17 protein-coding genes and 1 tRNA gene are annotated in these 22750 nt (G+C 40.9%); 14 read left to right on the top strand and 4 right to left on the bottom strand.

Annotation, left to right across the window (positions count from 1 at the left end):
* Window positions 1–19 precede the first annotated feature (19 nt).
* Window positions 20–964 carry a DUF4397 domain-containing protein gene (locus AB6735_RS15755; protein ID WP_370996803.1) on the top strand — a complete coding sequence of 315 codons (945 nt, stop codon included), beginning with the start codon at window positions 20–22 and terminating at the stop codon, window positions 962–964.
* Between the two features lie 502 nt (window positions 965–1466).
* On the opposite strand, the gene AB6735_RS15750 is transcribed toward AB6735_RS15755, so the two are convergent.
* A tRNA-Met gene (locus tag AB6735_RS15750) sits at window positions 1467–1540 on the bottom strand.
* Between the two features lie 160 nt (window positions 1541–1700).
* Here AB6735_RS15750 and AB6735_RS15745 point away from each other — a divergent pair.
* The 3 genes from AB6735_RS15745 to AB6735_RS15735 all read left to right on the top strand — a co-directional run bounded on the left by AB6735_RS15745 (window position 1701) and on the right by AB6735_RS15735 (window position 4981).
* Window positions 1701–2081, top strand: a complete 381-nt coding sequence (locus tag AB6735_RS15745) for an START-like domain-containing protein (protein WP_370996802.1) — start codon at window positions 1701–1703, stop codon at window positions 2079–2081.
* A 105-nt stretch (window positions 2082–2186) separates the two neighbouring features.
* The gene (locus AB6735_RS15740) at window positions 2187–3614 is read left to right on the top strand and encodes an LptF/LptG family permease (protein ID WP_370996801.1); all 1428 of its coding nucleotides are present in this window, start codon (window positions 2187–2189) and stop codon (window positions 3612–3614) included.
* A 161-nt stretch (window positions 3615–3775) separates the two neighbouring features.
* Window positions 3776–4981, top strand: a complete 1206-nt coding sequence (locus AB6735_RS15735; protein WP_370996800.1) for a bifunctional 3,4-dihydroxy-2-butanone-4-phosphate synthase/GTP cyclohydrolase II — start codon at window positions 3776–3778, stop codon at window positions 4979–4981.
* Here the strand turns inward: AB6735_RS15735 and AB6735_RS15730 are convergent.
* The gene (locus AB6735_RS15730; RefSeq protein WP_370996799.1) at window positions 4975–9420 is read right to left on the bottom strand and encodes a translocation/assembly module TamB domain-containing protein; all 4446 of its coding nucleotides are present in this window, start codon (window positions 9418–9420) and stop codon (window positions 4975–4977) included. The two genes, AB6735_RS15735 and AB6735_RS15730, sit on opposite strands and share 7 nt — an antisense overlap.
* 183 nt (window positions 9421–9603) lie before the next feature.
* Here AB6735_RS15730 and tsaD point away from each other — a divergent pair, with 183 nt between their 5' ends.
* The 3 genes from tsaD (at window position 9604) to AB6735_RS15715 (ending at window position 11350) form a co-directional block, all read left to right on the top strand.
* Entirely contained in the window at window positions 9604–10605 is a 1002-nt protein-coding gene (tsaD, locus tag AB6735_RS15725) for a tRNA (adenosine(37)-N6)-threonylcarbamoyltransferase complex transferase subunit TsaD (RefSeq protein WP_370996798.1), read from the top strand.
* Window positions 10606–10732: 127 nt separating this feature from the next.
* Window positions 10733–10903, top strand: a complete 171-nt coding sequence (locus tag AB6735_RS15720) for a hypothetical protein (protein ID WP_370996797.1) — start codon at window positions 10733–10735, stop codon at window positions 10901–10903.
* A 51-nt stretch (window positions 10904–10954) separates the two neighbouring features.
* Complete coding sequence (locus AB6735_RS15715) at window positions 10955–11350, top strand: contact-dependent growth inhibition system immunity protein (RefSeq protein ID WP_370996796.1); 396 nt, start codon at window positions 10955–10957, stop codon at window positions 11348–11350.
* A gap of 90 nt (window positions 11351–11440) precedes the next feature.
* On the opposite strand, the gene uvrA is transcribed toward AB6735_RS15715, so the two are convergent.
* Entirely contained in the window at window positions 11441–14353 is a 2913-nt protein-coding gene (uvrA, locus tag AB6735_RS15710) for an excinuclease ABC subunit UvrA (RefSeq protein WP_370996795.1), read from the bottom strand.
* 532 nt (window positions 14354–14885) lie between these two features.
* On the opposite strand from uvrA, the gene AB6735_RS15705 reads away from it, so the two are divergent.
* The 3 genes from AB6735_RS15705 to nth all read left to right on the top strand — a co-directional run bounded on the left by AB6735_RS15705 (window position 14886) and on the right by nth (window position 16841).
* Window positions 14886–15470, top strand: coding sequence for an RNA polymerase sigma factor (locus AB6735_RS15705; RefSeq protein WP_076375554.1), 585 nt, complete (start codon window positions 14886–14888; stop codon window positions 15468–15470).
* Between the two features lie 211 nt (window positions 15471–15681).
* Window positions 15682–15876 (top strand): hypothetical protein, encoded by a 195-nt coding sequence (locus tag AB6735_RS15700; protein WP_370996794.1) that lies wholly within the window; start codon window positions 15682–15684, stop codon window positions 15874–15876.
* A 203-nt stretch (window positions 15877–16079) separates the two neighbouring features.
* Complete coding sequence (nth, locus tag AB6735_RS15695; protein ID WP_370996793.1) at window positions 16080–16841, top strand: endonuclease III; 762 nt, start codon at window positions 16080–16082, stop codon at window positions 16839–16841.
* 166 nt (window positions 16842–17007) lie between these two features.
* On the opposite strand, the gene AB6735_RS15690 is transcribed toward nth, so the two are convergent.
* The gene (locus AB6735_RS15690; protein ID WP_370996792.1) at window positions 17008–18000 is read right to left on the bottom strand and encodes an IS110 family transposase; all 993 of its coding nucleotides are present in this window, start codon (window positions 17998–18000) and stop codon (window positions 17008–17010) included.
* Between the two features lie 351 nt (window positions 18001–18351).
* Between AB6735_RS15690 and recA the strand changes: the two genes are divergently transcribed.
* The 4 genes from recA (at window position 18352) to AB6735_RS15670 (ending at window position 22719) form a co-directional block, all read left to right on the top strand.
* Window positions 18352–19359: a recombinase RecA gene (gene recA, locus AB6735_RS15685; RefSeq protein ID WP_370996791.1), complete on the top strand. Its 1008-nt coding sequence runs from the start codon at window positions 18352–18354 to the stop codon at window positions 19357–19359.
* A 399-nt stretch (window positions 19360–19758) separates the two neighbouring features.
* On the top strand, window positions 19759–21390 hold the full coding sequence (locus tag AB6735_RS15680) for an ABC transporter substrate-binding protein (protein WP_370996790.1): 1632 nt from the start codon (window positions 19759–19761) through the stop codon (window positions 21388–21390).
* Window positions 21391–21417: 27 nt separating this feature from the next.
* The gene (locus AB6735_RS15675; protein ID WP_370996789.1) at window positions 21418–21906 is read left to right on the top strand and encodes a cupin domain-containing protein; all 489 of its coding nucleotides are present in this window, start codon (window positions 21418–21420) and stop codon (window positions 21904–21906) included.
* Window positions 21907–21942: 36 nt separating this feature from the next.
* The gene (locus AB6735_RS15670) at window positions 21943–22719 is read left to right on the top strand and encodes a 5'-methylthioadenosine/adenosylhomocysteine nucleosidase (protein WP_370996788.1); all 777 of its coding nucleotides are present in this window, start codon (window positions 21943–21945) and stop codon (window positions 22717–22719) included.
* The last annotated feature ends 31 nt before the right edge of the window (window positions 22720–22750 follow it).

Raw genomic sequence — 22750 nt, 5'->3', positions numbered from 1 at the left:
TATTTCAAAAAAAGACATTATGAAAAGGAACTTTTATATCATTACATGCCTGTTTTTGATCATGATCACGGGTTGTAAAAAAAATATCATTACCCAGCTATCCCAACCGGCAACAGGTGCTCAACTCAAGTTTGCGCAAGCCATTCCCGGCCTGCCCGCTGTTGACGAATATGTGAACGGGACAAAGATAAGCCCACAGCAAAACGTAGGGCTAACTGATAATTTAAAACCAACTTCGGTAATCACGGGTATCGCTTATCCATCGGCTTTTAATACCGCTGTTCAATATGGCGGTCTTTATCCTGGCGGCACATCGGTTAATTACGTATTGGTGGCTTCGGGCAATGCAACTATTAAAATTGCAACTTCAACCCCAGTACCGGCATTAGTTAGCCCGCAAACTGTAGCAACCAACAGTACAGTGGTGAGCTTAACACAATCCCTTGCAGAAAGGGGGACTTATTCACTGTTTACTATCGGTTACCCGGATAAGCCAACCGCTTTGTTTGTGGAAGATAAATTCCCTACAGCCGATATGACCAAGATCTACGTGAGGTTTGGCAATTTTATACCCAACAGTCCACCGCTTGATGTAACGGGTGTTTATACCGCTACAGGCGCACCTGCCGCCACTACATTAACACCGTTTACCGGTATTGCGGCAAATACATTAACCGAATTTTTACCTATTGATGCTAACCCCATAGGTACTACCGGATATACCTTTCAGTTATATTTAGCCGGTACAACCACCAAAGTAGGTGCCATTACTAAAGCCATCAACATGGCGCCGGGAAGGTATTATACCATTATGGCCAATGGTTTGTATACCGATTATGTGGTGGGCTCTACCGGCATCACCTTAAAAGCCACAGCCAGGCCAACCGACCCGAAAGATTCTAACCGCCTGTTACCCGAAATATATTTTAATCCACCTGGTATAAGCTATTTCACTACTAAATAAAGTTATAGACCAATCAAAAGCCCCGGAAATATTTCGGGGCTTTTTTTGTTATTGGGATGACATCGTTCAATTTAGACGATTGCTTAGATAAGGCTTTAACGAACCTTTCAATTCTTTAAATGGTTTATAATGAGGGTTATGCTATAGTTAAGCGGAGAATTATTGGTTCGATGTATCCCGAAAAGTTGTGTTTGATGGAGAAGCTTATTGAACCGCTCGAAGAACGAAGTCGCCAATATAATCTACTTAATTAACAGTAAGTTAGATGAAAAGAATCGGGCAAAACTTGATTTTTTAAGCTTGTTCGATTCGAGAGCAGGACCGAACTGCTGACCTTAGGGTTATGAGCCTGAAATAAGTACAATTTTAACTATCCAATCAAGGAACTCTTATTTATATACTATCATATGGGATGATAGTCATCGTTAATTAAATGTATTAACATTGTATGATCAAAAACAACGGAGGCAGTCACATTTTCATGTAACTGCCTCGTTATCAGTAGCGGGGAGCAGGATCGAACTGCCGACCTTAGGGTTATGAATCCTACGCTCTAACCATCTGAGCTACCCCGCCTTTTTGTGTATCTCGCTCTTTTATAATGGTTTGATAAAAGAGTGGCCCTTAATAAATCAGTGGGCTTCCTTAAAAAGGTTTGCAAATATAGCAGAAATTCGTTTTCTTTAGAAAAAATGTTAACATTTACAGCTTTTAGAGCTCACAAGTATAAACCCAAATGTCCGAAAAAAAGAAATTTACCATTGAATATGAGATAAAATCGTCTCCACGTATACTGTTTTCCTTTCTGAGTGAGCCCAATGGATTAGCGCAATGGTTTGCCGATGATGTGAACATCAAGGACCAGGTTTATACCTTTACCTGGGATGGTGACGCCCAAAAAGCAAAGTTGCTTACCGTAAAAGAAAATAAGCTGGTTAGATTTAAATGGGTAGATGACGATGCGCAATTTTATTTTGAAATGGAAATTCTGCAGGATGAGCTAACCAATGATGTTGCCCTCAGTATTACCGATTTCGCAACAGAAGATGCTATTGCCGAACGTAAATTGATCTGGGATAACCAGATCGAATACCTCATCAGTGTATTGGGTGCTTAAAGAAACTTAATTTTAGCTAATTTTGTATCGTGAAACGCTATTTGTGCGTTAATGAAAATTAACGCACAAGCTGCTGCGTTATATCCTGTTGTACAAATTGCGTTAATGAAAAAGATACATCTTTTACTCCTAAAATCGTTTATAAGACCGTTTGTAAGTACGCTTTTCATCGTAATGTTTGTACTGTTGATGTTGTTTTTGTTTAAATACATTGACGACCTGATAGGTAAAGGTTTTGCCTGGTACACCATTCTTGAACTGATGTTGTATAACTCAGCTACAAACGTGGCTATGGCGCTGCCTTTATCGGTGTTGCTATCAACCATCATGACTTATGGCTCCCTTGGCGAAAATTACGAACTGGTAGCCATTAAGGCTGCCGGTATATCACTGCGCAGGGCCATGTATCCTATGATAGTGGTGGTAACTATCCTGAGTATCTCTGCCTTCTTCTTTTCAGATTATATGCTGCCGGTGGCTAACCTTAAATATTTTTCATTATTATATGATGCCCGTAAGCAAAAATCGGCCGATTTGTTACCTCAAATGGTTTTCAGCAATAGTTTTACCGGTTACACCATCCGTGTAAAAAGTAAAGATCCTGATGGGCAAAGGCTATATGGTATCATGATATACCAAAAAAGCCCCGATAATAATGGCAATAATACGGTTACTATAGCCCGTGAAGGGACCATGTTCCGTACCATGGGTGATAAATACCTGGTACTGAAATTAAAAGACGGCGTGCGATATGAGGAATCGGCACCTGATAATGCTACTTATAATTTCAGACAGCGCCTTTCTCGATTCCGCTTTAAGGAAACCGAACAGAAGTTTAGCCTGGATGGTCTTAAAATGAACCGTACCAATGAAAATGAATTTAGGACGGCATCACAGATGATGAACCTGAAGCAGTTAAGATCTTATGTCGATTCTGTACAACACCAGGTTGATGGCAGTATTGTACAGAATTATAAGCTTATTACGCCCTACCTGAAGTTTTTTAACATGCCGGCAAAACCCGCGGTTAAATATATACAGGCCGATAAAGCCGGGGTGCTGAAAAGTATGAAACTGAGCGACCAGGTAGTGGCCCTTTCAAGCGCTGCCTCAGAGATCCGTTCGGTAAAAGATATATTAAAAAACCGGACCGACCGCTATAACGACGATACACTTAATATACGGCGATATGCATCAGAGGTTCAAAAGAAGTTCACGCTTTCAGCGGCTTGCCTGGCATTATTCCTCATTGGTGCACCGCTGGGGGCCATTATCCGTAAGGGAGGATTGGGTTTGCCGGTGGTGATCTCTGTTATTTTTTTCCTGATATACTATATTATTTCTACCATAGGCGAAAAATCTGCAAGGGCGGGTAGTATATCCGTTGTTTTTGGTATGTGGGTGGCTATTATCATCCTTACTCCAATAGGACTATTCCTGTCATACAAAGCCGCTACAGACTCGGCGATATTTGATGTGGAGCTGTACAAAAGGTTTTTTAACAAATTAATTAAACGCAAGGCAACTAATTAGCCCTCATTCTTCGTAATCATTTATAGTAAGCCTGCTCCCTTGTTACCGAAAGGGATTTTACACAGTACCGACCAGAAACACTTTTATATATCATAAATTTGTTTAACTTTTAAAATGTTTTGTGGCTTATCTTTATTTAAGCCCAGTCAAATACTCATATAATGCTAAATACGATACAAGAAGCAATTGAAGATATAAAAGCCGGAAAAATGATCATTGTTGTTGATGACGAAGATCGGGAAAATGAAGGTGATTTTTTAACCGCGGCACGTAATGCCACACCAGAGGCCATCAATTTTATGGTGCGCCATGGCCGGGGCCTGGTATGCGCGCCTATTACGCAGCAACGTGCCCGCGAGTTGGAGCTGGAACCTATGGTGAGCCATAACACTACCTCGCATGAAACTAACTTTACAGTTTCTGTTGATCTGTTGGGTCACGGTTGTACCACAGGCATATCGGCATCAGACAGGTCAAAAACTTCTATGGCATTAATTGATCCGGCTACCAAACCAGAAGATCTGGGCAGACCCGGGCATATATTTCCGCTGATTGCCAAAGATGGTGGTGTATTGCGCAGAACCGGACATACCGAAGCTGCTATTGACCTGGCCGTTTTGGCTGGGTTTGAACCCGCAGGTGTTATATGCGAAATCATGAAAGAAGATGGCGACATGGCTCGTTTGCCCGATCTGTTGATAATGGCAAAAGAGTTCGATCTGAAGATCGTATCTATAAAAGACCTAATAGCTTACCGCCTAAATGCCGAAACCCTGGTACGAAAAGAAGTATCGGTAAAAATGCCAACCGAATGGGGCGATTTTGAAATGATAGGCTATACCCAATTAGATACAGGCGAAAATCATCTGGCCCTTATTAAAGGCACCTGGGAGCCCGATGAGCCAGTTTTAGTACGTGTGCACAGCTCATGTGTTACCGGCGATATTTTTGGCTCCTGCCGTTGTGATTGCGGTCCGCAGTTGCATAAGGCTATGGAGATGATCAGTAACGAGGGTAAGGGAGTTGTGGTATACATGAACCAGGAGGGACGGGGTATTGGTTTGATCAACAAACTAAAAGCTTATCACCTGCAGGAAAATGGTCTGGATACTGTGGAAGCTAATATTAAGTTAGGCTTTAAAATGGATCAGCGCGATTATGGTATCGGTGCGCAGATATTGCGTAGCCTGGGTATTTCCAAAATGCGTTTGATGACCAATAACCCTAAGAAGCGTGCTGGCCTGATAGGTTACGGTTTGGAGGTTGTTGAAAATGTACCTATCGAGATAGCATCAAACCCACATAACGAATCCTATTTGCGAACTAAAAGAGACAAGATGGATCATGCTATTATGCGTGATCACTGATCGTCGTCGTCGGGTTTGGTTGTTGGTGTGCCACCACCTGTTGTGGCAGGTGGTGCAGGTGTTGGCGTTACCGGAGCCCGGTCGCGCCTGCTGCGCCTGAATATGTTTCTGATGAACTCACCGAAGGTATCAAAATCGCGGGAGTATACTAAACCAAATCCGTTTACATATTGAAAATCAAGGTTGTTTAATGGATTAAGGGTGGTATTGTTTAATAACCTGTAAGAATACCTTGCTGTAAGGTTTCCATCTTTCCTGATCTGGTACAGCGCTTCAAAGTCTTTGGTTAAATTACCGTTAAACAAACTGCTGGTGGTATTGTTGAACAAATCATTTGAGCCGCTATTGTTATACAAGCTCCCGTTAAATGATAGTCTGCTGTTAAAAAATCTTACCGATGCATTGGCCTCACTGAGCGAACGGATGTTCAAATCAAAATCAAAGTTTTTGATGTGCGATTGTGATATCAGGCTGTTGAGCTTGTTAAAGGCAAATTCACTTATCATTTGGCCGGCAGTGCCTGCAATTAAATTGTTGTTATTATTATTTGATGTGAAACTGCGACGTACAATAATGTTAATAGCCTGTTGGCTACGGTTATTATTATCAGCCAGGTACGTAGCCAAATCGTCTTTTACCGAAGGATCGGTAGGGAAACTAAAGTCGAAATCAATGTTGGGCTGTAATAATGACTTGGTTAGTATCAACTCTGCCTGTACCAGTGTTTGCTGCGATGATGTTGGCGTTTGTAAGCCAGCCGCTGCATAAAGCGGAGCTTTGCTGGTACGTACTTCATAAAGCGCTTTCAGGTTTATTTCGGCGTTTGAAGGATTACCCGTCCACCTGATGGTACCACCCTGGTTTACCGTAAAGTTTTTGCTGATGAAGTTTTTAGCGGTAAACTCAAACTTACCTGTGGATATCAGGAAGTCGCCATACATTTCAAAATCGCCCAAACTGTTAATATTCAATTTTAAGTTATGGGCAACACCGCTGCCCTCGAGCAAACCATAATCGGTGGTTATTTTAACTACAGTTTTTTCATCAGCGCTTAAATCAAAATTTAATGTAACACCATTAAACGCACGGGTTTTATCCACCGCTTTAACAATATCCTTATGACCCACAAACCTGATAAAATCATAATCGCTGGCCGTTGATGAAGTGTTAAGCGGGATATTGAAAACCGTACCGGCCTCGGTATTAGCTTTGATATCGATCTTCATGTTATCAACAGGGCCTTTAAAACTAAATGTACCACTGCCATAAGCGATACCATAATAAAGGTGATTATCCTTAAATGTAGTATTTAAGGCCATCAGGTTACGGGCTAAAACAGATACTTCGATATCGGGATTCGACAGATTGTTCAGGTCCACCGTACCGTTAGCTGTGCCTGTACCTCCGCGTATATCCTTCAATACCATATTATTCAAATTGATGACGCTGTTATTCACGCTTAATTTGTTATTAACGGTATAGGCAGTTTTAAGGTAATTAACTGTAACGCCGGTGTTTTCAAGTGTTAGCGTGCCATTCAGCTGCGGATTTGATGGTTTTCCCGAAAGTTTCAGATCGGTTGAAATGTGCCCTTTTACGTTCGAAACCAGGTCTTTAATAAAAGGGGTAAAGATGATGGCCTCGGTTTGGTTCATCTTTATATCAAAGTCCAGGTTATCATCAGTTTCATGGCCAAAATAATAAGTGCCGCCAATGTTCATGGTCTCGAGCCCGCGGTTCAGGATATTCAGCTTCATGTCGGCCTGTTTACGGTCGTTACCCAGGTTCGATACCAGCTTCAGATCACCGATCAAGGTTCTGTTCATGGTTAGCGAATCAATATTCAGATGCGCGTCAATTCCTGGTGATTTGATAATAGATGTAAAATTAACATCACCGTTCAGATAGCCCCTCAGATATATTCCCGATGTTCTGGTCAGCTGATTAAGCGTTCGCATATTAAATTTTTCGAACGAGAGTTTCAGCTCATCAGCGGGGTTATCGGATATAAAGCCATTAATACGCACCTTTTGAGGACCGTTAGATAGCTCAAAGCCTGATACCTGGGTTTTGCCATCCAACAACCTGATACGTACTTGCTCCTGGATGTGCCATTTTTGTTTCTCCAGGATAACATCAGAAGGCAGCAGCTTTAATTTGGCGGTTGTATCGCGCCCAAATTCAACCAAACCGTAAAGGTCGAGCTGATTTACCGCGTTTTTATCCGACAGTTTAACGTTAAAGTTAAGGCTGTCGTTTTTCAGGAAGTTGGTAATGTTAATGTCTTTAATAAACAGGCTGTCAGTCAAGTCAACTTTTCGTAAGGATAAATTGAGGCCCAGCATATCTTCCGATGTGTTTTCATCAATAATGAAATCGTGAAATACAATTTTGCCATATTTAAATGTTTTAATATAGCCGGATAGGATAGCCGTTTTCTTTTCCGAGTCAAACTGACCTATTAAAGTGCCATGATCAGGTATTTTCAGGTCGGGCACAAATATAGCTGTAAGGGGATCCGTATTTTTAAGTGTAAGATTAAACGCAAACTGCTCCGGCTTGGGCGTAACAATAGTTGTTTTTAATGAGGGGATATATTTTTTGGCAATGGTTTTAAAATACGAAGGCAAAGTTGCCAGGTCAAAAGTACCCTTGATACTACCATCGGCAAAGTCAGATCGCAGATCTATTTCCCTGTTGTTTCCTGTCCCGGTTGAGGATAGGTACAAAGAATCAACCACATAATTATTACGCGGGTCAACAATTCTGGCGGGTGAAAGTAAAATATTACCCGAGATGTTAGCCAGGCTATTACCCGAAAATTTGGTCTTTAACTGGGTACTTATACTGATGGTATCTGTACTGAGTTTAAGCTTGTTCAGGTTGGCGTCTTTAATGTTTGCCACCAGATCGTATGAGGGGAGAGCCGGATTTAAATTGACACTACCCTTCAGGTCGAGCTTAACATTTTTATCATTGATGGTGATATGCCCATTGGCCAGCTTTTTAATGAACGAGCCATTTACGGTGAGATTGTTATATGTATAGTTGTTGTAGCTAATGTTAACAATACGGGCGTCAACCTTTTCGCGTAGACTTTTAAGCTCATCACCGCTGCCTTGTATGTCGGCATTAAAGGTGGTACGACCGAGGGATTTTTCATCAAGGAGGGTTCCAAGATCAAAATTGAAAGCATCCAGTTTGCCGCTGTAGCTGGGTATGTTTTTTTTGTCTATTTTAAGATTAATGTCGGTATCAAACCTGCCCAGCCCGGTTTTAAAAATACCATAAGCAACAAAATCATTCTGCAAACCATTAAATCTGCCTGTAAAATTGATATTACCAAATTTACCAATGATGGCCGGCGCCTGCATGGTAGCATTTCCCGAAAAATGGCTAAGCAGGTAGTCCAGGTCTTTTTTATTAGAAGCAACCTGCTCAAACTTCAGATCAAGGAAAGTATTATCCCAATCGGGCAAGCCACGTAAATTAAAATCACCTTTTATAAAGGTAGCCTGCCCTCCGCTAATGGTTACGTTCTTGGCTTTCAGGTTATTTACCAGTCCTTTAACTCTGCCTTCAATACCCAGATCAAATGTGGTTTTACCCATGCCGCTGGTAAAGTAGGCAATGTCTGTTGAGGAGATGCGTGATGATTTAAAGTCGGCATCCATGTTTACCCGGTTCTCGAAATCGTCAAAATCGTCAAATGATTTAAACCTCATCCGGAAATAATCTTTCAGATCCGAGTGCCGGGTTTGTAGGGTAAGGCGCTGCAGTAAAACCTGGTTGGTATCAATGGTAGTATGGGCTGTAAAATTCTTTACATAGAAGCCACTTTTTTCCTGTAATGTAAGATGCTGGATATTGCCCTTAAACAGATGGTTTTTGATATCCATGCCGGTTACCACCGTACTAAAATGACTTACGTCGATATCGTCAAAATTAACTTTGTTCTCTACGGTGTCAATCAGTTGGTTCTTGTACCGGAAATGAAAGTTATTGATGGCTATTTTATCAAAATTAAGCGTCCATGGTTTGCTGGCAGTTTTTTTGGCGGTGTCACCAGAATTAAAATAGTCAAGTATAAATTTCAGGTTGGTAGTGCTGTCTTTTTGCTTTTTGAGATAGAATGAGCCATTATCCAGCTCAATTGACTCAAAATTAATGGTGCGTTGTTTGATACTAAATAAAAGCGAAAAACCTTTAATATCAACAGCCAGCTTTGGAGTATTCAGCAAGGTATCGCGTTTTTTATCGAGAACATACAATCCCTCCAATACTACCGAAGTAAAAGGCCTGATGTACAGACTTTTGATGCTGACCGTGGTATGCAGCTCGTCAGAAAGATAGCCCGCGGCTTTTTTAGCGGCCCAGGTTTGTACAGGTTTATATTGAAGCGCCAGTAAAAGTATGCTTAGTGTCAATAAAATGAACAACACTATCCCTAACGCTATATTGAGTACTTTTTTAATAACTTTGCCTCTTTAATTAATGAATTAATGAATTAGTGAGTTAGTGAATAATTATCATCATTTACAATTCAGTTAAACGATGGTTTGCAATCAGCTAAATTAAATCACTAATTCACAAATTCACTAAATCAATAATTGAATAATAACGTGTCTGTAATTTTAGGAATTGAATCTTCATGTGATGAAACCTCTGCATCTGTTTGTGTTGATGGGGAGATATTGAGCAATGTAATTGCCAATCAAACCATTCACGAAGCATACGGAGGCGTTGTCCCTGAGCTTGCCTCAAGGGTTCATCAGCAAAATATTGTTCCCGCTGTACAACAAGCATTATTGAACGCAAAAGTAAGCAAAAATGATATTGATGCAGTAGCTTTTACGCGCGGACCGGGACTTTTAGGTTCACTTTTAGTAGGTGTATCATTTGCCAAGGCATTTGCACTGGCCAAAAACCTGCCGCTTATTGATATAAATCATATGCAGGCGCATATTCTGGCCCATTTTATTGGTGATCATAAGCCTTCATTTCCGTTCTTGTGTCTTACCGTATCAGGCGGGCATACGCAGATAGTTTTGGTTAGAGATTATTTTGATATGCAGGTAATTGGCCAAACGCTTGATGATGCCGCGGGCGAGGCGATGGATAAAACCAGCAAGATATTAGGTTTGCCTTATCCAGGAGGCCCGCTAATTGATAAATACGCACGCCAGGGTAACCCAGATGCTTACAAATTTCCGGAACCGCAGATCCCCGGTCTGGATTTTAGCTTTAGCGGATTGAAAACATCTATCTTGTATTTCATACGGGATAATGTAGCTAAGAACCCGGATTTCATCAACCAGAACCTGCCTGATATCTGCGCCTCGGTTGAAAAACGTATAGCTACTATACTGCTTAATAAACTGCAGAAAGCAGCACGGGAATATGGTATAAAACAGATCGCTTTAGCTGGTGGCGTATCGGCCAATACTGGCTTGCGTTTAGGCTTACAGGAACTTTGTACTAAAAATGGCTGGGAGAGTTTTATACCCAAAATGGAGTATTGTACCGATAACGCGGCTATGATAGCTATTGCCGGTTACTATAAATATTTAAAAGGTGAATTTGCCGGACAGGAAATTGCTCCACTGGCAAGGATGCCTTTTTAATTAGTGATTTACTGAATTAATGATTTAGTGAATTGAAAAAAATTTATGTTGTATTAATAATTCAATAACTCATTAATTGGCCATAATCACTAATTCATTAAATCACTAATTCAATAATTAAAAAAACATGAATACTCCTTCATTGATTTTCTGGGCGGTTTTTGTGTTGCCGCTGGTTGCTTTTTTAGTATGGCTGATGCGTCAGGACAAGAAGAAAGGTGTTACCGGACTTATTGTATTGACCATTATTGTGGTTGGTGGCATAGTTTATATGTACCTGAAAACGGGTGGGCAGTAAGTAGTTGATTTTTGGATCCCCGGACCTTTAGGATTAAGAGATTGGATTGTGATGAAGCCCGAAAATAACTGGAAGTATATATCGCTTTTCAATCTGGAGAAAACCCGTGTGGATAATCCGGGTGAAGCGCCAACAAGACTGGTTACCCGTTGTACGGAATTGGTAAAAATACCGCTCAATGAATATTCAATTGAAGATTTGAGACTTATGATAGGGCAGGAGCTGGGTTTGTCTTATCTGGTACCTCTTGCCATTGAAAAGCTTACTGATGATTTATTCGCTGAGGGCGATCTGTATGAAGGTGATTTGTTGGCCAACGTGTTAAAGATTAATCGCACTTTTTGGAAACAAAATCCTGATCTGTGGACGCAAGTAGATAACCTCATCGTGAATAGAAAATATGAGATCGATAAGCTAAAGATCTCTGTAGAAAAATTCTATAACTAAATTGAGATTCTAATCAGGATAGAACAAAAAAGCCTTAAGCCCGTCTCATAAGTAATTATGAGACGGGCTCTTTTATATGATTAAGAGCAATTACTTCCCAAGCCGTTCTTTCAAATAATGGCCGGTGTGTGATTTCTTCTCTTTGATCAGATCTTCGGGTATGCCTTCAAACACAACCTTTCCGCCGCGGTCGCCACCTTCGGGTCCAATGTCAATGATCCAGTCGGCGCACTTAATCACATCCATATTGTGCTCTATTACAATAATGGTATTACCATGATCAAGCAGCGCGTCAAATGATTTGAGCAGCTTTTTAATATCGGCAAAATGCAAGCCTGTAGTAGGCTCATCAAAAATAAATAGTGTTTTATTAGTATTGTTACCCTTTACCAGGAACGATGCCAGCTTAATGCGCTGGGCCTCACCTCCGGATAGCGTATTTGACGATTGGCCCAACTGTACATACCCCAAACCTACATCAACCAAAGGTTTTATTTTGGCAATGATCTTTGGCTCTTTGGCAAAAAATACCAGGGCCTCATCAATGGTCATGTGCAGCACTTCGGCTACATTTTTTTCATTGTAGGTTATATCCAGTATATGTTGTTTAAAACGGTTACCTCCGCAGGTTTCGCAGGTCAGAAAAATGTCGGCCATAAACTGCATCTCTATCTTCACTTCACCTTCGCCCTGGCAAACATCGCAGCGGCCACCTTCAACGTTAAAGGAGAATGCCGAGGGTTTTAATCCCGCGGCTTTAGCTGCCGGTTGTGAAGCATAAAGGTTACGGATCTCATCCCATGCTTTTACATAAGTAACCGGATTTGAGCGTGATGAACGACCTATAGGGTTTTGGTCAACCAGTTCTACCTGTTCTATTTTGGCATAGTCGCCATCAATACCATCATATGAGCCGGTTTGCTCACCCGAGTAATTGCCCAATGCTTTTTGCAGTGCTGGTGCCAGGATGCGTTTTACCAGACTGGTTTTACCCGAGCCTGATACACCCGTAACTACAGTAAGAACCCCTAATGGGAATTTAGCTGTAACATGCTGCAGGTTATTCTCACGCGCGCCTTTGATCTCGATGTAATCATTCCACTTACGGCGATGTATTGGTATGGTGATAGATTCACGGCCACTCAGGTATTTACCTGTTAAGCTGTGTTCATCCTTTAATATCTCTTTATAAGTTCCCGTGAAGATCAGTTCACCCCCATGAGTCCCGGCTTCGGGGCCAATGTCAATGATATGGTCTGCGGCTTCCATGATCTCCTCCTCATGCTCTACCACCAATACGGTATTGCCCACATCGCGCAATGATTTTAATACGCTGATGAGACGTTGGGTATCACGAGGGTGCAGCCCGATACTCGGCTCATCCAATACATATACCGAACCTACCAGACTACTGCCTAACGAGGTGGCCAGGTTAATACGCTGTGACTCACCGCCGGATAGGGTATTGGACAAGCGGTTGAGTGTTAAATAGCTCAATCCCACATCATTTAAAAACGACAAGCGATTGGTGATCTCCATCAGCAGGCGTTTACCCACTTTGGCATCGGTTTCGTTTAACTGTAAACTTTTGAAAAATTCAAGGGCTTTATCCAATGGCATTAATACCACATCGGTAATGGAGCGCTCGCTGATCTTTACATATGAGGCATCTTTACGCAGGCGACTGCCCTTACATTCCGGGCAGGTAGTTTTGCCGCGATAGCGCGACAGCATCACCCGGTATTGGATTTTATAGGTCTGCGCCTCCATTTCCTGGAAAAACTCATCAAGGCCACGAAAATATTTATTACCTGTCCATAATAGGCGTTGTTGTTTTTCGGTTAGCTGATTGTACTGACGGTGTATAGGGAAATCAAACTGCAAAGCGTGTTTGATCAGCATATCGTTCCACTCGCGCATCTTTTCGCCGCGCCACGGGGCAATAGCACCCTCATAAATACTTTTACTTTTATCAGGGATCACCAGGTCTTCGTCAATACCAATTACTTTGCCATAGCCCTCACATTTTTTGCAGGCGCCATAAGGATTGTTAAAGCTGAAAAAATTAGGTGTAGGCTCTTCGAATTTAATGCCATCAAGTTCAAAGCGGTCGCAAAAAAAGCGTTCCTGTTCGCCGTCGGCATCAGGTTCCTGGTAGCGTACATAGCAATCACCCTTACCCTCAAAAAAAGCGGTCTGCACCGAATCGCCCAGGCGGCTTATGGTTTCGTCTTCTTCATTTTTTGATATACGGTCAATCACAATTCTAACGCCGGGGTAATGAGTTGGAGTTTCCTCTTCAGTAGTTACTGGTTCATCGCTTTCGGCTTTAGCCTTTTTGCCTTTAGCTTTTTTCTCGCCATGAACTTCAGCCACTAAAGAAGTATTATCAATGGATTCATCCTCCAGTAGAGCTTCAATTTTTGATAGCTTGTTCAGATACTCCACCCGTACAAAGCCTTTTTGCATTAAAACGGCCAGCTCTTCTTTTAGGCTGCGGTTATTATGCGGATATAATGGCGCTAAAACGGTTACCTGGCTCTCGTTGGGTAGGGATAATATAAAGTTTACCACATCAGTAACAGAATCCTTCTTTACGATTTGGCCAGATACCGGGGAAATAGTTTTGCCAATGCGCGAGAACAACAGTTTTAAATAATCGTATATCTCGGTCGATGTACCCACCGTTGAACGCGGATTGGAGGTGATCACCTTTTGTTCAATAGCTATAGCAGGGGCTATACCTTTAATATAGTCAACATCTGGCTTGTTCATGCGTCCCAGGAACTGGCGCGCGTAGGAAGAAAGACTTTCTACATACCTGCGCTGACCTTCGGCATATAAAGTGTCAAAAGCAAGTGATGACTTACCCGAACCTGACATGCCCGTAACTACAACCAGTTTGTTTTTGGGAATAGCGACATCCATATTTTTAAGGTTGTGTACACGCGCTCCTTTAATAATGATATGTTTCTGCGGATCTTTTTCTGCTTCTTTAGTCATTCTTTGAATTAGTTCATTAGCTGGTTCGTGGTTCGGGTAACCTGGTTCGTGATATGCTTTTTATCAAAGAACTCTTTATAAAAACAGGCATGATCCCGGAACCTCGAGCCTCATACCCCGAACCTCTTTCACCGAAATGCAAAAATCCTAAAATATTTAGCAGAATCCAAATGGGTTTTACTTTGTTTCGGGATTTACTCTAAATAAATTTCTGAGTTTACAGTTCGCTGACTTTTAAATATTTAATAGCCTGGAATGGCGACAGTTGACAAACTTTTTAAGATGGGGGATTAAACCATCGCCAGCCATTCCTGTCAAACCCCTGGACAGGTGTCAGAATTATGAATAATGAAGCTGTTCATAAGCCAAATGAACCTGATTAACAGAAGTAAGTAAAAAATATAATTTGTTTTTTAGCTGGGAATTTGTTTTATTTGAAGTAACAATTTCTTAACCCCTAAGGAGCACGCTATAGAATATACTTTACTTTGTAAGTTTTTAACTAAAAATTAAGTTTAAAGTAGTACTTTCTATGGATTTTCAATTGAAAAGTGATCAGGATCTAATCCATCTATACATTGCCGGTGATGAAGCTGGGTTAGTGGAGTTGATCAGACGATATCAGACCAAAATATATACCTCTATTTACCTGCTTGTAAAAGACGAGTATCTGGCCGAGGATATTTTTCAGGATACCTTTATAAAAGTTATCAATACGCTGAAAGCTGGAAAGTATAACGAAGAGGGTAAGTTTTTACCCTGGGTGACCCGAATTGCGCACAATTTGGTTATTGACCACTTCCGTCGCGAAAAGCGCGCGCCTATGATAAGCAATGGCGACGATTTTGATATTTTTGAAGTATTGGGTAATTATGATGAAAGCACCGAGGATCGGATGGTACGCGAGCAAACGCATAAAGACCTTAAAACGCTGATACAGCTTTTACCATCAGAGCAAAAAGAGGTATTGATCATGCGCCACTTTGGCGATATGAGCTTTAAAGAAATTGCCGATATTACCGAAGTAAGTATCAATACCGCTTTAGGCCGGATGCGTTATGCCCTCAATAATCTCCGCAAAATGATGCAAAGCAAAGAGTTAAGTTTAAAAAATTAATCAGAAACCATTGGGTTATTGGGCCGGTGATTTGTTAGTTAAATGACAAAGCTGATCAATAACCCAATGTTTTATGACAAATAGCTTAACTTATTCACTTTGGATGATAAAAATTAACCTTTAAAAAAAATTTCATTTAATTTTCATTTAGTAAAATATTATCTTTAAGTCGCCGTTATAAATCATATAAAATTTACAGCAAAATAAGCTTATGGATGAAACTTTTACAACAACGTTAAATGGAATTGCCAACAGGGCTCTGATGGATGAGAATGCACAAGAAAATCTGGGTGCCGACGAGTTGATATTTTACAACTCAATTCGCGCTGATTTGGACCTTTTAAACAAAAAACCAAAGGTACAAACTATACACCAGATACTTGACTACTCAAAAAGCCTGCGTTAAGTATTCCGAACTTGCTGGTTCATAGATCATAATTGTTGATGGAGGCGGATGTTTGAAAAAACTGAAACCGAAATCCAACATGATTTATGAACCTTTCTATTTTATATGGATTTTGTAACTAATAATATAGTTTAATATATATTATAATATATATTATCTGCGGAAGCATAATCTTTACCCTGAAAACTTTCTTAATTTTAAAAATGCTTAAGGCCGAACGTTACCGCCATTTTGTTGAATATTTTTCAAAGAACCAACCCAATCCCGTTACCGAGCTGCATTACAATAATCCTTTTCAATTATTGGTAGCGGTGATCCTGTCGGCACAATGTACCGATAAGCGCATTAACCAGGTTACACCAAAGCTGTTTGAGCGCTTCCCGACACCAGAGGCTCTGGCAGCATCAACCCCCGAGGAGGTTTTTACTTATATCCGTAGCGTTAGCTATCCTAATAATAAGGCCAAACATTTAGTGGGCATGGCAAAAATGCTGGTAGATGTTTTTAACAGTGAGATACCGGCAGGCATCGAGAACCTGCAAAAAATGCCTGGGGTAGGGCGTAAAACCGCCAATGTTATCGCATCCGTAATTTTTGAAGAACCGGCAATGGCTGTTGATACGCATGTGTTTAGGGTGGCTAACCGTATCGGTCTTACCCATAATGCAACCACGCCACTGGCGGTCGAAAAACAATTGATTAAACATATCCCCAAAGAATATATAGGTGTTGCCCATCACTGGCTCATATTGCATGGCCGGTATATTTGCCTGGCGCGAAGCCCAAAATGCGAAATATGCCCATTAACCTGGTTCTGCAAATACTATGAACAGCATAATACCGAAACAGCCTTGCTAAAAGCGGAAGCAGCCAAAATTAAAAAAGCCAAAGAAGCTAAAAAGAAAAAAGCATTGAATACGATTACTAAAGAGCTTAAGAAGCGAAGTGTGGATAAAGATATTTGATTGTTATTAGCAGGTTGATTAAGTTTATCAATAAGTAACCCAAGCGTCATTGCGAGACACGAAACAATTCCCGATAAGCAGAGCCGCTCTGCAAGTAGAGGGTTGCCACGCTACGCTCGTATTATAGGTCTACGATATATCCAAATTTTATTTAAAAGAGTTGCTTTTAGGCAACTCTTTTATAGTTCTCCACATACATTTCACCTCTTTTCACCAGAGAGAACATCCTAAGAATCAATTTGAATTTCACATTGTTAAGCACCAACGAGTAATCTTTTCTTTTGAGCAAGCGTTCTGCGTATGTATGAATTTCAGGGTCATGAATGATAGCCGTTTTTGCAGCCTGATTAAGCTCCTGCTTAAGCTCTTTATTAGCCATATGGCTCACCCTGTTTTTTCCTTTAATACTGGTTCCTGACCTGTGCTCAAATGGGATCACGCCTACAAACACGGCGTACTGCCTGGCGTTTTCAAAGCTTGTAAAGTTCTCTGTATAAGCCAACGTCATCCAGGCATTTATCGGACCTATACCTTTGATACTCGTTAATATCCGGTAGTTTTGATACATGGATGCATCCGCCTTGATCAGGGCAATGATCTCAGCTTCTATCTCCTGGATATATTGTTCGTTCTGTTTTACCTTCTTAGTGCCTATGCGGATGACTGTATCCTTTTGGCTTACCTGATACATGTACCGCCGCTCTTTAATAGTAGCGATAAATCCGGCTTTCTCCCTGACTAATCTTTTTCTAAACGAAAGTAGTTGCCTGATTTTTAATATATTATTATTCAATGGTTTGGATAATTCCAGACGTTTAATCTTTTCTTCTCCATATTGTCCGATCCTGAATGAATCAACCTTGTCGTTTTTGCCACGGATCATACCCATTGATCTTTTGATCTCCAGACCCGAAATACGACAAAAAGCGATTTGGTGGGCCGTACAAAACTGTAAAAAACGATATTCATAACCTCCGGTATATTCCAGGATAACCAGGCTTTCCCTAACATTGATCTCATGGCTTTTACACCACTTTTTTAATACGCTAAATCCTTTGCTGCTGTTTTCAATTTGAATGTGCTCAAGGCGTTCTGCACAACTGATGTCCAGTGTCCGTTTTGAAACATCTACTCCCAGGATAACATTGTAAGCTTCCATACGTTTATCTTTTAATATTCATTAAAAGATTGCCTTTTGCCAATAACCTTTGATAGCACAAAGTAAGTATTATAGCTGGGCCTTGGGCAATCATAAAAGGTAGGGAACTAATACGAGCGATAGTTCAACATACTAAGCAATGACTATAGTTCACCCTGCCTTTTATAATAACGTTTTCCACAAAGTTTTTAGTTCTTAACACCCCCCTGCACCCCCCATTCCAACAATAGCAATCTTTATTCTTTTTCTTTGATAGACCAAAGGCAATGACGGCGGCATAAAAAATAAATTACTAAAAAAATTAGTATTTTTAAATAAAACATTTATATATTTGTTTTAGAAAATTTTAAGATGAGCAATACAGATAAATTGAAGGCACTACAGCTTACTTTAGATAAGCTGGAAAAATCATACGGAAAAGGTACCATCATGAAATTGGGTGATTCCGTTATTGAACCTACAGAAGTAATATCAACCGGCTCTTTAGGCCTGGATATCGCTTTAGGTGTTGGCGGTTTACCTAAAGGAAGGGTTATAGAAATATACGGACCTGAATCCTCTGGTAAAACCACCCTGGCTATACATGCCATTGCCGAATCGCAGAAAAAAGGTGGTATTGCCGCGTTTATTGACGCGGAGCACGCCTTCGATCGCTTCTATGCTAAAAAATTAGGTGTTGATGTAGAGAACCTGCTGATCTCACAGCCAGACAACGGTGAACAGGCATTGGAAATTGCCGATAACCTGATCCGCTCTGGCGCTATAGATATTTTGGTTATTGACTCTGTTGCCGCGTTGGTACCTAAAGCGGAGATTGAAGGTGAAATGGGCGACTCGAAAATGGGTTTGCACGCGCGTTTAATGTCGCAGGCTTTGCGTAAATTAACAGGTACTATCAGCAAAACCGGGTGCTGCTGTATATTTATTAACCAGTTACGCGATAAGATAGGTGTAATGTTTGGTAACCCTGAAACCACTACCGGTGGTAATGCCCTGAAATTTTACGCTTCGGTGCGTTTGGATGTACGCCGTATATCACAAATTAAAGATACCGAGGAGGTATCAGGTAACCGTGTTAAAGTGAAGATCGTTAAAAATAAAGTTGCTCCTCCCTTCCGCATAGCAGAGTTTGATATTATGTTTGGCGAAGGTATTTCAAAAGTTGGTGAGATCATTGACCTGGGCGTTGAGTACAACATCATTAAAAAAGCGGGTTCATGGTTCAGCTATGGCGAAACCCGTTTAGGTCAAGGTCGTGATGCCGTTAAACAACTGATCCTGGATAACCCGGAACTACAGGAAGAACTGGAAACCAAAATTAAAGAAACCGTTACCGGCGAAAGTTTGGTTGAAGAATAAGTTGATTTCGGATTTCGGAATTTCGATTTCGGATTTGTGATATTGAAAAGCCTTCTCACTTGGGAAGGCTTTTTTATTTGTACTAAAATTCTCTTGTCATGCTGAACGGAGTGAAGCATCTATTATATAACATACAAATTGATGAATAGATCCTTCGCTGCGCTACCCATGACATGTTTAGTAAACCGTGTAAAGACTTACGAAGTTTCAAAAACTTCGTAAGTCTGGCATCAACACCTAATATGTCATTTTCACCTTCAGAATCCAGCGGATTTTATAACTCAGGATGACAAACTTATTAAGTGCCTATTGACAAGAAGGCTAATCATCTTCATCCACAAGTAATAAATCACTAATTCAATAAATCACTAATTCAATAATTAATATATTTAGCTCTGCATGAATAAATGGGGCTTACTATTATTTTCTGTACTGTTCATTCAGTTTGGCGCCTGCAATAATACGGCCCCTGATTCTGGTAAAACTGTTTTCAATATTAACCTGGAAGAGGGCCTTACTTCGCTTGATCCGGCTTTCTGCCGTAATCACTATACTATTTGGATGGATAACCAGGTTTTTAATGGCCTGGTGCAAATTAATGATAGTTTGAAAGTGATTCCCTGTATTGCTAAAAACTGGGATATATCTGCCGATGGTCTTTTATATACCTTTCATCTACGTAATGATGTGTATTTCCATGATGATCCGCATTTTGCAGGCGGTGTAGGTCGCAAGGCTGTAGCATCAGACTTTGTTTATAGTTTCGGGCGATTGATTGATCCAAAAGTAGCCTCGTCCGGTTCCTGGATCTTTAGTGATAAAGTAGAAGACAAAAACTCATTTACCGCACTAAACGACAGTACTTTCAACATCAGGCTTAAACAACCATTCGCGCCTTTTTTAAGTATGCTTACGGCACAGTATTGTTCTGTTGTACCAAAAGAAGTAGTAGAGTTTTATGGGAAAGATTTCAGAAGCCACCCCGTTGGTACCGGCCCGTTTAAGTTTAAATATTGGAAAGAGGGAGAGGTGCTGGTTCTACTCAAAAATGAAAAATACTGGGAGAAGGACAGTAAAGGTAATCGTTTACCTTATCTGGATGCGGTTAAAGCCAGCTTTATTGCCGATAAACAAACCTCGTTCCTGGAGTTCATCAAAAGGAAACTTGATTTTTTAAACGATATCGACGGCAGCTACCGTGATGATATCCTGACCAAATCGGGTAAAGTAACACAAAAGTATAAAGGCAAGTTTGTTTTAAATACCGCGCCATACCTTAATACCATGTACCTGGGTATCCTGGTTGATTCCAACCTGGCTATCGTTAAAAAGTCGCCGCTCAAGATATTGAAAGTACGGCAGGCTATTAATTATGCCATCGATAGGCAGAAGATGATGAAATACCTGCGCAACAGTATGGGTACGCCTGGCTATGCTGGTTTTATTCCCGAAGGTATGCCAGGTTTTAGTAAAAATGTAAAAGGATATACTTATGACCCTGAAAAAGCGCGGCAGCTATTGGCTGAAGCCGGTTTTCCAGACGGTAAAAATTTGCCTGAAATTTCATTGGCTACCACGGTGGGCTATCGTAGCTTGATTGAATACGTACAAGGTCAGTTAGATAGGATAGGTATTAAAACCAACGTAGAGATCACTCAGGGGGCCAGTTTGCGGGAATTGGTATCGAAAAACGGCATCAACTTTTTTTACGGTCAATGGATAGCCGATTACCCGGATGCTGAAAATTATCTGTCGGTATTTTATTCAAAAAACAAGATCCCCTTTGGACCCAATTATACCGGGTTTAATAATAAAAAATTTGACGCGTTGTTTGAGCAAACCTATCATGAAAAAAATGATGCCGCACGTTATACCCTGTATCAGCAAATGGATGGTTTGGTCATGGAGCAATCGCCGGTGGTGGTATTATACTATGATAAGCTGGTGAACTTGTATCAGAATAATATTAGCGGTTATAGCCTGAATGGGCAAAATTTGTTAGTGTTGAAAAGAGTGAAAAAGGCTCCCTGATTTTGAATAATACATCTTTCTACCTATATGAATACACAAAATGCAGCTTACTGGGTTCAACGATTAACGTTGCAACCACATCCCGAAGGTGGGTATTATAAAGAAATGTTCCGGTCGGAACAACAAGTAAACCGGGTCGGCGAAACAGCTATTAAACAGGCTTGTACATCTATCTATTATTTGCTGGAAGGTGAAGATTTTTCGGGTTTTCACAGATTGGTATCAGATGAGCTTTGGTACTTTCATGCGGGCTCGCCGCTCTATATCCATATGATCGATGCTTCCGGAAGCTATTTCCTGCAGGAACTTTCGGCATCAGATACAGGAAGCCTTTCTGTCATCATACCCGGTGGCGCCTGGTTCGCATCCGAAATTCCATCGAAAGAAGGCTTTAGCCTGGTAAGTTGTGCCGTGGCTCCGGGGTTTGATTTCAGTGAATTTGAAATGGCGGTTAAAGAAGATATGATCACTACGTATCCTCAGTTTAGCGAATTATTTAACAGGCTTTGTCGATAAGTATTTTTAACTATTAACATCTACATCCGCACATATATGAGCGAAAAAATAATAGGTATCATGGGTGCCATGCATGAGGAAATTAACAGCATCCTTCATCTGATGACGGGTGTCGAAGAGATTTCCTTCGGCAGAAGAACATACTATACCGGCACCATCCACAATATCAAAACGGTGGTGGTTTTTTCAAGATGGGGCAAAGTTGCTGCAGCCACTACAGTCACCAGTCTGATCACCAGGTTTAACGTTACCGATCTGATATTTATTGGTGTCGCCGGTGCTATCCATACCGAATTGAAAATAGGAGATGTGGTTATTGCCGACCGGCTGATCCAGCATGATATGGATGCCCGCCCGCTAATGCCGCGGCATGAAATTCCGTTGTTAGGGCTAACTTATTTTGAAAGCGATCCTGATTATATCACTATTGCGAAAAGGGCGATAGATGCCATTATAGGCGATAATATTCACTCATTTATTGAAGAGCATGAAATAGAACAATTTTCACTGCAAAATACCCGGGCATTTAAAGGAACCGTAGCCAGCGGTGATAAATTCTTTGCCGATCAGGCCGACAAGGAACAGTTGCATGCTGCTATCCCAGATATACTCTGTGTAGAGATGGAAGGTGCTGCCGTAGCCCAGGTATGCTATGAATATAAGATCCCCTTCGTGGTTTTAAGAATAATCTCAGACGAATGCAATGAGAATTCATCCATTGACTTTCCAGACTTTATCAAAAATGTTTCCAGCAAGTATGCCTATGAGATCATTAGGAATATGTTTACGTTAAGTTCCGGCCTCGCCTTATAAACGTTTAGTCACGTTGCCCTTTCATTCTATA

The sequence above is a fragment of the Mucilaginibacter sp. RCC_168 genome (genome assembly GCF_041355315.1).
GTDB lineage: Bacteria > Bacteroidota > Bacteroidia > Sphingobacteriales > Sphingobacteriaceae > Mucilaginibacter.
The sequence above is the reverse complement of the archived record's forward strand: the minus strand, read 5'-3'. Positions and strand labels throughout refer to the sequence as shown.